This window comes from Pelagibius marinus (assembly GCF_014925385.1).
In the GTDB taxonomy this organism is placed as follows: Bacteria; Pseudomonadota; Alphaproteobacteria; order Kiloniellales; family Kiloniellaceae; genus Pelagibius; species Pelagibius marinus.
Window position 1 is genome coordinate 18,264 of the sequence record NZ_JACSDK010000023.1, and the last position, 12,102, is coordinate 30,365.

Below are 12,102 nucleotides of genomic sequence, written 5' to 3' on the forward strand. Positions count from 1 at the left end.
TCCTTCTGTGGGATAAGTTCGCGATGAGCAACCAAGGCGACCAGGCCGGCGAAATGCTGGATTTCTCGACGCTGAGCGACGCGCCGGAGCAGCGCCAGCGCGGACGCCTGCTCGCCTGGGGCGCCGCCGTGCTGGTCGTGATCGCGCTGGCCGCGGTGCTGGTGCCGAGCCTCACTATCGGCTCCAAGAAGGCCCAGCTGGCCGAGCAGATCGCCGAGCGCCTGACGCTGACCGCCAGCGGCCAGGCCGGGGTGATCTCCACCTGGCTGCAGGGCAACCGCCGCCTCGCCGACCCGGTGGTCGAGAGCGAGCTGCTGCGCCTCTTCTCCACGGAGATGGACCTGGCCGGCGGCGACATGTCCCGCATGGTCGCGCCGCAGACCGACGAGAACGGCCTGGGCGTGCCGCTGGTCGAACAGGTGCCCTTCATCGAACGCATCATCACAGACTTTGCAGCCAATGCCGATTTCCTGGCCGGCTACCTGGTCGGGCGCAACGGCGTCGCCTTCGTCACCTCCAGCGGCGCCGCGCCCCTGTCGGTCGAACAGCGCCACCTGGCGGAGGACAGCTTCGAGCGGTCCCAGACCGTGTTCGGGCCGGCTCGCAGCGCCACCGCAGGCCTGGTCCTGGACATGGCCGTGCCGATTTTCGCGGCGCAGGTCAATCCGGGCCAAGGCAAGCCGGTCGCCGTTTTCATCCTGGTCACGCCGCTGGCCGGCGGTCTGGCCGAGATCCTCTCGGAGGATCCCCTCGCCAGCCCGGGGACGCAGCGGGTGCTCGTCCAACTCGCCGGCGATCAGCTCAGCCGCATCCAGCCCGGCGCGGCAACCCCCGTCGCGCCGGTCAGCATCGACGACTTCGATCTCGCCGCCGGCGAGATCCCCTTCGCCCGCCGGGCCTCCCTGGCCGGACTGGGCGAGGTCTATTCCGCCGGCGCCATGGTCTCCGGGCCCACTTGGTGGGTGCTGGAGGAGGTCACGGTGGCCGCGGCCGAACAGCCGCTGGCGACCTACACGACCGCCGCCATCATCGTATCGACCCTGGTGGTCCTCGCCGTTGCGGTCGCCTTCGGCGCCTTCTGGTGGCGCCTGTCCAGCGTCCACGACCGCGCCCTGGCGGAGCAGTACCGCAGCCTGGCCGACCGTATCCAGGCGCAGAAGCAGCTGCTCGACAGCATCAACGGGGCGATCCCGGAGTTCATCGGCCTGAAGGCGCCGGACGGCACCTACCGCTATGCCAACATGGCCTTCGCCAAAGCGGTCTCGCGCAAGCCCGAATCCATGGTCGGTCTGGACGACGCGGCGATATTCGGCCAGGGCACGGCCAAGCGCCTGGCCCTGAGCGACCGCCGTGTCCTCAACAGCGGCGAAAGCGTGACCGCCGACGAGGAGGTCTATCTCGACGGCGCACTGCGCTACCTCCAAATTTCCAAGGTCCCCTTCTTCGGCTCGAGGGGCGAGGCCAGCGGCGTCGTCTCGGTCACCCGAGACGTGACGGAACTGGTCGAGCAGCAGCGCAAAAAGGAGCGCGCCATCCAGCAGATGGTCGCCGCCCTGGTGCGCGCCATCGAACTGCGCGACCCCTATCTGGCCGGCCATTCGCGCCGGGTGGCCGAGTTCGCCGCCGCCGTCGGCAAGCAGGTCGGCTGCAGCGAGGAGGAACTCGCGACCCTGGAGCTGGCGGCCAATCTCTCGCAAATCGGCAAGCTTTCGGTGCCCAAGGAGCTGCTGACGAAGCCGGCGCGCCTGACCCCGGACGAGATCAAGCAGATGGAAGCCCACGTCGACCATGCCGTCGAGTTCCTGCATGGCATCGACTTCGAGTTGCCGGTTGTCGAGACCATCGCGCAGATGCACGAACGCCTCGACGGTGGCGGCTACCCCAAAGGATTGAAGGGCGACGAGATCACCCTCCCCGGGCGGATTCTCGCTGCCTGCGACGTATTCTGCGCGCGCCTGGAGCCCCGCTCCTACCGTGCGGGCCTTGCACCCGGCGCCGTCCTGGATATTCTCCAAGAGAACCTGACGCGCTATGATCCCAAGGTGATCGAGGCCCTGAAACAGGTGGTAGCGACGATTCCCGGTGAGAAGCTTATCGCCAGCATTGCGACCGGTTGATCCGGTCATGGACCGCGCCAGGAGATTCCTTCACCTGGCAGCAGCCCTGAGTCTATCCGTCCTTCTCCTGGGCGCCTCGGCGCCGCGCGAAGCCGCGGCCGTCGAGCTGCGGGTGAAGGCCCCCGAGCGGCGCGTCGCCGTCGACGCCATGGAATACCCCTGGAGCGCGATTGGCCGCGTCAATGCCGGCGGGCGCGGCCACTGCACCGGCTTCCTGATCAGCGAGCGCCACGTGCTCACCGCCGCCCATTGTCTCTACGACCCGCTCGCCGGGCGCTGGCGCGGCGCCATCGAGCTTCACTTCATCGCGGGCTACCAGCGCGACCGCTTCATTCTGCATTCCAAGGTCGCCAGCTACACGCGCGCCGACAATTTCACCTATGTGCCCAGCCCGAACCTGAAGGTGGCGGCAACCGACTGGGCCATTCTGACCCTGGCCGAACCGCTGGGCCGCAAGGCCGGCTGGCTCGGCATGAGGGCCATCGACAGCCTGATGATGTCGCGAATCACCGCCGGCGACGCGCTGCTGCTGCAAGCCGGATACCGCCGCGACCTGGCTCATGTGATGACCGCGGGCTGGGCCTGCAACATTGCGGGGATCGCGGAAAGAGGCCGCGTGGTGGTTCATGACTGCAACGTCATCCAGGGAGACTCCGGCTCTCCCCTGCTGCTCTACGCGGACGGCACCTTCTATGCGGCCGGGCTGCATTCCATCGACCTGATGAGCGAGGATCAGGAACACCTTGCCGGCGTGCTGTCCCTCAGCATCTTCCAACCACAGGGGGGCCGGCGCGAAGCGGTGCAGGCACTGGCCGCCACTTCGGCGCGCTGGGCGCCTGGCCAACTGCCCGGCGAAGCCAGCGAAGCCGCCAGGGTCCCGCTGGCGACCATCGACAACCTGCTGATCAAGCTCGGCTACCTGCAGGTCGCCGACGAAGACGCCTCGGGCAAGTCGCGGGCCGAGGCCCTGAGGCGCTTCAAGTCGGAGAACGGCCTGACCTCGGCGGCCAAACCCTCTCTCGAAATGATGGGGCAACTGCTGCATGCCACGGCGCCGTAACATGGCTCCTTGCCCCCTCCTCCTAGTCGTCCTGGATTATCGGCAACAGGACTGATATCCAAGACCGGCCGCACGACCGGAAAGCTGACAACGGCGGACCTGAGGCCGCCAAGGATTGATTTTAGAGATTGATGGAAGGAACGCGTTTCATGACGGAGATCTTCGCAGACGGGGTCGGCTCTATCGTCGTATCCAACGGCGTGGTGCGCATCGAGCTGATGCAGCTGCGCCGCAAGGACGGCAAGTCCGAGCTCTCCGCCCAACAGGCCGGCACCCTGATGATGCCGATGGGTTCACTGAAAAACCTGACGCTGCAGCTGGCCAAGGCGCTGGAGCAGCTCCAGGAGCGCACCGCCGAGAAGGACCGCCTCGACAGCGAGACCAAGAAGGGCGACGAGCTCGACGAGGCCCTCTCCAACCTCTGAGGCCGTACCGAGACCCCACCAGGGGTTGGGACACGGCGGGCCCTGCGGCGGCCGACAGGCTGCCCCTTTTGCGTGCTTTACCGAAAATTGAGTAAATTCGCCGAATCTGGCAATAAACCTGTAGTTTCTGATCGCCGCTTCACCAAGTAATCGGGCACCATTCCGGGCCAGGACCCATGAAATATCTATTTGTTCACCAGAATATGCCGGGGCAGTACAAGCACATCTGCCAGCGCCTCGCCGACGACAAGGCCAATACCGTCGTCTTCATCACCAAGCGCGAGGGGATCGAACTGCCGGGTGTGAAGAAGGTGCTCTACAAGCCGCACCGCGACCCGGCGGAGTCTACCCATCGCTACATCCGCGAGGCTGAGCGCGGCATCCTTCATGCCCAGGAAGTGGCCCGCAAGGCCGTGGCCCTGAAGGCCCAGGGCTTCGTGCCGGACATCATCATCGGCCACCCGGGCTGGGGCGAAACGCTCTACCTGAAGGACGTCTTTCCGGACACGCCGCTGCTGAACTTCTTCGAGTTCTACTATCACGCCGTCGGCGCCGACGTCGGCTTCGACCCGGAAAGCCAGGTCACCCTCGACACGCATTGCCGCATCCGCACCAAGAACATCGTGCAGTTCATGGGCCTGGAGGCCGCCGATGCGGGCATGTCGCCAACCTACTGGCAGTTCCAGCAGTATCCCGAGGAGTATCAATACAAGATCTCGGTGATCCACGACGGTATCGACACCTCCGTCTGCGCGCCGGACCCGGACGCCTCCATCGAGGTGAAAACCGCAGACGGCGCGACCACCGCCATGAAGCAGGGCGAGGAGATCATCACTTTCGTGGTGCGTAATCTGGAGCCCTACCGCGGCTTCCCGCAGTTCATGCGCGCCGCCGAGATCATCCAGAAGCGCCGCCCCAACGCCAGGATCATCGTTATCGGCGGCGACGACGTCAGCTATGGTCGGGCGCTACCCGAGGGCCAGACCTACCGCAAGCAGATGCTGGCGGAAGTCGACCTGGATATGAGCCGCATCTTCTTCCTGGGCCGCGTGCCCTATTCGACCTACCTCAAGGTCATCAAGGTTTCCGGCGTCCACGTCTACCTGACATTCCCCTTCGTCCTCTCCTGGTCGATGCTGGAGGTCATGTCGGCGGGCGGCGCGTTGGTCGCCTCCGACACGCCGCCGGTGACCGAGGTGGTCAAGGACGGCGTCAACGGCCTGCTGTTCGACTTCTTCGACCATGCCTCCATCGCCGACCGGGTCGACGAGGTGCTCGACCACAAGGACCGCATGGCGACGATGCGCAAGAAGGCGCGCCAGACGATCGAGCAGAATTACGAGCTGGAGAATTGCCTGGCCGAGCAGTTCAAGCTGATCGACAACCTGATCGGCGGCAAACGCCCGAGCGCCGGCAGCAGACCCGGTGTGCCGAGCTACCGCCTGCCCAAGGGCGCGACGGCCAAAGCCCCGGCCAAGAAGGCGGCGGCAAAGAAGACCGCCGCGAACAAGACCGCGGCGAAGAAGACCGGCAAGCGCGGCACGGCCAGGAAGAAAGCCTCCAAGGCACGCGCCAAGGCAAAGTAGGCGCGCGCTACGGAGCTTCCACCCCTCCCGCAGGAAATGCGCCAGTGTGGTTTCGAAGGGGCCCGGGGGGTGATGGGAAGAGTTTGTTTCAACGTTAACGAAGCATTAGTTTTGGCCCGCTGATCCTGTCTGAACACAGGCATTGCTGGCGCGGCCTTGGAGCTAAACCGACCGAAGGCGGACGATACCGTGGCGAGAATTCTGGTTGGGTACGAACGTGGCGACAATTTCGGCCACTACCGCCGGCTGGCGCCGGTGGCCGAGGCCCTGGCCGCCGAAGGGCACCAGGTCACCTTCTTCCTGCGCAATCCCTACGACTGCCGCTCGCAGCTGACCAAAAACCCCATGCCGTTCATCCAGAGTCCGGACCTGGTGCCGCCGAACCCGGCCGAGCGCGGGCCCAAGAAGATGGGCTCCTACAGCGACATCATGGTCTACTGCGGTTTCGGCAAGGTCGAAACCCTGTTCCCGGCGACGCTGGCCTGGCGGACCATCTTCGACCAGGTGCGCCCGGACCTCATCGTCTGCGACCACAGCCCGGTGATCTGCTTCGCCGCCTATGGCCGCATTCCGGTGATCCAGGTCGGCTCGGGCTTCACTATCCCCCCGGCCCAGGACGAGATCTTTCCCGGCTTCCAGCCCTCCAAGACGGCGACGGTCGCGCCGGAGGAGATCATCGCGGTGATGAACGAGGTACAGACCCGCCTGGGCGGCCCCAGGGTGCCCCAGGTGACCGCGCCGCTGCGCACCACCGGCCGCCTGGTCTGCACCTTGAAGGGCCTCGACCCCTACAAGGATCTGCGGCAAGACCCAGTGGTCGGTCCGACCGAGGGCCTGCAGTCGCCCATGCCCCTGCCCGACAAGCCGGCAGTCTTCGCCTATCTGGGCATCGAGCACCGCATCACGCCGAAGATGCTGACGGTGCTGAAGGAGTCCAAGTTGCCGGTCGAAGCCTATGTGCGTGGCATGACCCAGGCGACGGCGAAGAAGTACGCCCGCCCCGGCCTCAAGTTCTACAGGTCGCCCCAGCCCATCGACCAGGTGCTGTCGCGCGCGACCATGGCGATCCACCACGGCGGCAGCGGTATGAGCCTGGCCTGCTGCAGCGCCGGGCGCCCGCAACTCGCACTGCCGATCCACGAAGAGACCCTGCTGAACAGCCAGGCCCTGGGCCGCATCGGCGTCGGGCGGTCGATGTCGGCCAAAGAGCTGGAGAGCGCCGGCCCCGAGGTCCTGTTCGATTTCCAAGCCGATGCGCGGCGGCGCGAGCGCGCCGCCATCATCGCCCAGGAAATCCTCAACGCCGGCCCCTTCCGGCCCATGGACCATATCCTGGAAGCCTGCCGGTCCTCCCTCGGTAACGCCTGAAGACGAAGCCCGACAAGAGAAAGCAAAGACCATGGCGCATGTGCTCGTCGGCTATGAACTGGGGGCGGGACACGGCCACGTGCACCGCCTCATGCCGGTGGTGCGCGCCTTGGAAGCACGCGGCCACGAGGTCACCTTCTTCCTGCGCAACATCAAGGAAAACGCCGTCCTGCTGGCGCGCGAGCGGCGGGCCATCCTGCCGGTGCCGGACCTGGTCGAGCGCATCCCCGGCGTCCCCACGCCGGCGCCCATCGCCACCTACTCCGACATCATGTGCCACTCCGGCTTCTTCCGGCGGCAGGTCCTGCACGCCGGAATCATGGCCTGGCGCACCCTGCTGGCACAGGCCAAACCGGATCTCGTGGTGGCCGACCACAGCCCGGCGCTGCTGCTCGCCTGCTTCAAGCGCATTCCGGTGGTCCAGGTAGCCGACGGCTTCACCCTGCCGCCGGCCGAGGCCGACGAGTTCCCCTCCTACCGCAAGGGGCGCAAGGCGATGGTCAGCCCGGCGCACGTGCTGCGCGTCATGCAGGACGTGCAGAAGCACAACCGCCAGCCCCAGCCCCAGACGGTCACCGAGCCCTTCCGTACCGCCGGGCGCCTGGTCTGCACCCTGCCGGAGCTGGATCCCTACGGCCCGCTGCGCCGCGACCCGGTGATCGGCCCGGTCGAGGGCCTGCAGGAACCCCAGCCCCTGCCCGACGGCGGGCCGCGCTTCTTCGCCTACCTCAGCCTGGAGCACAAGAAGACCAAGCCCTTCCTGAAGGGCCTGAGAGCCTGCGGCCTGGCCGGAGAGATCTTCGCGCGCGGCATGAACGACAAGGTCGCCAAGTCGCTGGAACGTCCCGGCCTCACCGTGCATCGCGAACCGCAGCCGATGAACGAGGTTATCGCCCGCTCCAGCCTGATCATCCATCACGGCGGCAACGGCACCTGCTGCGCCGCCTTGAGCGGCGGCCGTCCGCAGGTCCTGGTGCCGACCCACATGGAGGCGCGCCTCAGCGCCAACGCGCTGGCCGAGCTGCAGCTCGGGCGCCTGCTGCTCCCCAAGGAGCTGGAGAGGGACACCCTGCCTCAGATTCTGGAGGAGGCCGCGGCCGACGTCGCCATGGCCGAGCGCGCAGTGGCCCGCTCCCAGGAGATCAAGGCGCGGGGACCGCAGAACACGGTGGAGACAATCCTGGCGACCTGCCTGGAAGTGCTTGAAGGCGCGCCGAAAACCTCTGCCAGTTCAAATAGTTAGATAAACTACAAAAACAGGAGCGACGACCCGAAGGCCGCCGCTCCCTCACGCCCGCCGGCAAAGGGACAGGGGTTACATGCCGGTCAGGTTGCCGCCGTCGATCATCGCCTGCAGGATCTGGTCCTGGGTCGCGCCCAGGCTGGTCAGGTCCTGCCCTTCGATGACGACGAAGTGGTCGGTAAAGCCGCTGGCGTCGCCGTTCGCGTCGATACCGATCGTGGTGTTCACGCCGTCCCAGGAGACCTCCAGATAGTCGTCCAGGGTGACGCCGTCGTCCGCGCCGACGCCCAGCAGCAGGTCGCCGAAGTCGAGCACATCGCCCTCGCCCAGGCTGAAGTCGGTGACGTTATCGGTATCGCCGGGCAGCGCCCCGCCGAAGCCGAAGGTATCGGCATCCATGCCGCCGGACAGCGTGTCGCCGCCGGCCCCGCCGACCAGCGTGTCGTTGCCGCTGCCGCCGAAGAGGAAGTCGCCGTCGCTGCCGCCGAAAAGGAAGTCGTCACCGAGACCGCCCAACAGGGAGTCAGCGCCGAGGCCGCCGTGCAGGTTGTCGTTGCCGAGCTCGCCGTCGAGCAGGTCGTTGCCGACGTCACCGACCAGGGAGTCATCGCCACTGCCGCCGACCAGGGTGTCGTCGTCGGCGCCGCCGTCTAGCAGGTCGTTGCCGCCGTTGCCGAAGATGGTGTCCTCGCCGGCACCGCCGAGGACGGTATCGTCGCCGCCGTTGACCTCGCCGCCGCCGGTGTTGGCGTCGCCGTAGATGAGGTCGTTGCCGGCCCCGCCGTCGATGCTGTCGAAGCCGCCGAGCTGGGTGATCTCGGCCAGGCCGATACCGAACACCAGGGCGTCGCCGGAGATCACGTCGTTGCCGTCGCCGCCCAGGATGGTGTCGCTGCCGCCGGTCAGGACGGTGGCGGTGCCGTCGATGGCCAGGGCGTCACCGGCAATGATATCCGCGCCCGCGCCGCCCAGGATGCTGTCGCCGGCCGGCGGGGTGAAGAAGACGCCCAGGTGGTTCACCGTGGCGCTGCCGCCCGAGGTGGCCAGGGCGTCGCCGGAGATGGTGTCGTTGCCGGCCCCGCCTTCAATCGTGTCCTGCCCCACCGTGGGCAGGCCCGCGGCGAATTCGTTCTCGACCGAGGCGCTGCCGCCACCGGCCACCAGGGCCTCGCCGGCGATGACGTCGTCGCCGCCGCCGCCGCGGATGGAATCGCTGCCCACGACGGCGCCGCCGTCGCCTTGGTTCGCCACCATCAGCGTCGAGTCCGAATCGCCGGCCACCAGGGCTTCACCGGCGATGATGTCGCCGCCGCCGCCGCCGCGCAGGGTGTCGTTGCCGGCCTGGGCGTCGGTGGCGCTGTTCAGCACACCTGCCTCGGCCGTGTCGCCGCTGCTGTAGCCCAGCAGTTCGCCGGCCAGCCAGTCGCCCCCGCTGTTGCCTTCGATGTAGTCGCCGCCCGCGACCGCGCCGTCCAGGGCCTCGGTGACGACCGAGGCGGCGGCATAGCCGTTGGCCATGGCCAAGACCTCGCCGGCGATTATGTCGGCGTTGCCGCCGCCGGTCAGCGTGTCGGTGCCGGCCACGGCCGCGTTACCCTCGGCCTCGAGCTCCGCATGGGCGAACGCCAGGGTCTCGCCGAAAGCGAGAGCCTCGCCGGCGATGGCGTCCTCGCCGGCATTGCCGTCGATCCCGTCGCCGCCGACAGCGCCGTTGCTCGCATTCAGCAACACCGCGGCGAAACCTTCGCCCCCCTCGGTCATGCCCAGGGCCTCGCCGGCGACAATGTCTTCGTCGCCGCCGCCGACGATGAAGTCGGAACCGACCACACCGCCGAAGCTGGCCGCGTTGAGCACCGAGGCGTTGACGTCCTGCGTGGTGCTGTAGGCCAGCGCCTCGCCGGCGATGCGGTCAGTGCCCAAGCCGCCCAGCAGGATGTCGTTACCGTTGGGGTCCAGGATCCCGCCGGCATCGTCGTCGTTGCGGGCCAGGGCCTGGGCCTCGGCGTCCGGGCTGTAGGCCACGGCCTCGCCGCCGATGAAATCGCCGCCGTCGCCGCCAAAGACCGTGTCGTGGCCGCCCAGGTTGACTATGGCATAGGCGCCGGCGGGGTCGTCCTGCTGGTTGTTGAGGCCGTCGCCGGCCAGCACGTCGGCAAGGTTCGGGCTGAGGTTCACCTCGTCGTCGCCGAAGATGAGATCGCCGCCGCTGCCGCCGTCGACGGAGTCCGCGCCGTCGCCGCCGGAGAGCAGGTCCGCGCCGGCGCCGCCGTAGATGGCGTCGTCGCCTTCCTCGCCGAACAGCCAGTCGTTGTGGTCGCTGAAGCCCTCCTCCGGGGTCTCGCCCGGCTGCGGGTCGATCAGGGCCGCCTGCGCCGCCACGTCGGCCTGGCTGCCGCCGTAGAGGGAGTCGTTGCCGGCGCCGCCGAAGAGAAAGTCCGGCCCGCCGAAGCCTTCCAGCAGGTCATCGCCGCCGCCGGCGGTCACCACCGTCTGCCCCGCCAGGGGGTCGGGGTTGGCCTGCTGCGGGTCCAGGTCGTCGAACTGCGGGTCCAGCGGGTTGGGATCCTCGGGACCCGGGGCCACGAAGCCCGGCACGTCGTTCAGCGCGCCCTCGGTGGCGAAGCCGTTGGTGGTCCAGTCGTCCGCGCCGTCGCTGTCGGCGTCGCCGCCGAAGACCCGCGAGAAGATGGTCTGCGCGCTGGAGGACTGGCCGTTGAAGGTCTCGAACAGCAGGGCAAAGGGCGCCGGCGCGCCCGGACCCGGAACCCACTGCGGATCGGTCAGCACCGCCAGGTCCGCCTGCTCCAGGTTGGCGGCGAAGGTGTCGAGGCTCTCCGCCCCCTGCACCAGGTTCACCGCCAGGGCCTCGCTGCAGTCGGCGCCCAGCTCCCAGTTGGTCTCGCCCGGCAGCGGAAGGAAGTCGACCAACACCCCCGCGGCGTCGAAGACCTGCACGAAGACGGTGCCGGTGGGGGCCATGAGCTCGGCGACCTGGTGGACGGTCAGGAAGCCGCCGGCCGGCACGGTCAGGCCGTCCGGCAGCGCCAGGGTGACCAGCGCGCCGCCGGGGTTGAGGAACTCCAGGGTCAGGCCGTTGGTGGTGAAGGCCTTGGCGCTGTCGTTGAACAGCTCCACGTAGTTCATGACGCCGTCGATGAGCCCGTCGCCGTCGACGGTGGTGGTCATGACGCTGGTCTCCACGCCCAGGCCGATCTCGTTGATCACCAGGCCGCCGGATTCTTCCGCCGCGCCCTCGCGCAGCAGGTCGGTCCGGTCCTCCAGCTCGATGAGGCGGAACTGCAGCTCGGTCGGGTCGATGACGCCCTGGGCGGTCAGCAGCTCCAGCGCCTCGCCCAGGTTGTCGCTGTAGGCCGAGGCGCCGCCGCTCTGGGCCGAGGCATCACCGGCGGTCTCCAGGGGCGTCTCGGTCTCGCCGGCCAGCAGCTCCGCCTGGGCCAGCAGCAGGTCCCCCGGGACCTGGGCATTGCCGATCAGGAAGACCGGCGCCGTGCCCGTCCCGGCCAGCTCGGCCAGGCCCTGGAAGACGATCTGGCTGTCGCCGGCCCCCTCGCCGTCGCCGCCGCTCTCGGAACGGATGACCAGCTTCAGGTCGTGGCCGTCGCTCTGCAGGGTCACGTCGCCCGAGGCGACCGCCAGCAGGTAGGTGGCGCCGGCCTGGGAGGCGATGACCAGGGTCTCGCCGGCCGCCGGCGGGGTCACCACCGTCGGTTCCCCGGCGGCCTGCGCCGCGCCGGTCAGGATCTCGGCGGTCTCGCCGCCAGTCTCGGAGGAGGTCTCGGTCTCCGCGGCGCCCTTGATGGAAACGTTCTGCGCCGACGCAGTGCCAAAGGAAACAGACATCAACGGTACTCCCTAAAGATGGTGCCCTGTCGGGTCGAAGGCGGCGGTGGCGGCGGGCCGCGGGCGCACCCGCTCCCTGCCCGTCCGTCCCTTTCGGGCCGGCGGGACCACAGCCATTGATCTGCTCATCTGTCGGGAGAAAGGCCGAAGCGGTTCAAAAGAAAGCGAAAAAAAGGTTGGCGGGGATTAACCTTACCAAGATGCAACCGCCCACCCGCGAGCGGCCGTGAGGCCCGGCTGGGGGCCTCCGGCAGGGGAGCCCCCGGCAGGGGAGCCCCCGGCCGGGCGTGCTCAGGGGTCGAGACGGCGCCGCCGCGCGCCCTTCCCGAGGAGGGCCGCAGGCCCGTCTCGAAGCCTCATCCTGAGGAGGGCCGCAGGCCCGTCTCGAAGCAGGGCAACGCCGCCTTCCGGCCGGCGGCGGCGCAAAGAAAAAGGGCCCGGC

At 68.2% G+C, this 12,102-nt stretch carries 7 protein-coding genes; 6 read left to right on the top strand and 1 reads right to left on the bottom strand.

Annotated elements, in window-relative coordinates; genetic code table 11:
• The first annotated feature begins 23 nt into the window (after window positions 1-23).
• The 6 genes from H7X47_RS25230 to H7X47_RS25255 all read left to right on the top strand — a co-directional run bounded on the left by H7X47_RS25230 (window position 24) and on the right by H7X47_RS25255 (window position 7,799).
• Window positions 24-2,117: an HD-GYP domain-containing protein gene (locus H7X47_RS25230; protein ID WP_193371557.1), complete on the top strand. Its 2,094-nt coding sequence runs from the start codon at window positions 24-26 to the stop codon at window positions 2,115-2,117.
• Window positions 2,104-3,177: a trypsin-like serine peptidase gene (locus tag H7X47_RS25235; protein WP_193371558.1), complete on the top strand. Its 1,074-nt coding sequence runs from the start codon at window positions 2,104-2,106 to the stop codon at window positions 3,175-3,177. Before H7X47_RS25230 ends, H7X47_RS25235 begins: the two co-directional genes overlap by 14 nt.
• A gap of 149 nt (window positions 3,178-3,326) precedes the next feature.
• Entirely contained in the window at window positions 3,327-3,602 is a 276-nt protein-coding gene (locus tag H7X47_RS25240) for a hypothetical protein (protein WP_193371559.1), read from the top strand.
• A gap of 176 nt (window positions 3,603-3,778) precedes the next feature.
• Complete coding sequence (locus tag H7X47_RS25245; RefSeq protein WP_193371560.1) at window positions 3,779-5,188, top strand: glycosyltransferase family 4 protein; 1,410 nt, start codon at window positions 3,779-3,781, stop codon at window positions 5,186-5,188.
• A 189-nt stretch (window positions 5,189-5,377) separates the two neighbouring features.
• Window positions 5,378-6,556 (top strand): glycosyltransferase, encoded by a 1,179-nt coding sequence (locus H7X47_RS25250; protein ID WP_193371561.1) that lies wholly within the window; start codon window positions 5,378-5,380, stop codon window positions 6,554-6,556.
• Window positions 6,557-6,587: 31 nt separating this feature from the next.
• Window positions 6,588-7,799 (top strand): glycosyltransferase, encoded by a 1,212-nt coding sequence (locus tag H7X47_RS25255; RefSeq protein WP_193371562.1) that lies wholly within the window; start codon window positions 6,588-6,590, stop codon window positions 7,797-7,799.
• Window positions 7,800-7,871: 72 nt separating this feature from the next.
• On the opposite strand, the gene H7X47_RS25260 is transcribed toward H7X47_RS25255, so the two are convergent.
• Complete coding sequence (locus tag H7X47_RS25260; protein WP_193371563.1) at window positions 7,872-11,660, bottom strand: calcium-binding protein; 3,789 nt, start codon at window positions 11,658-11,660, stop codon at window positions 7,872-7,874.
• Window positions 11,661-12,102: the final 442 nt, after the last annotated feature.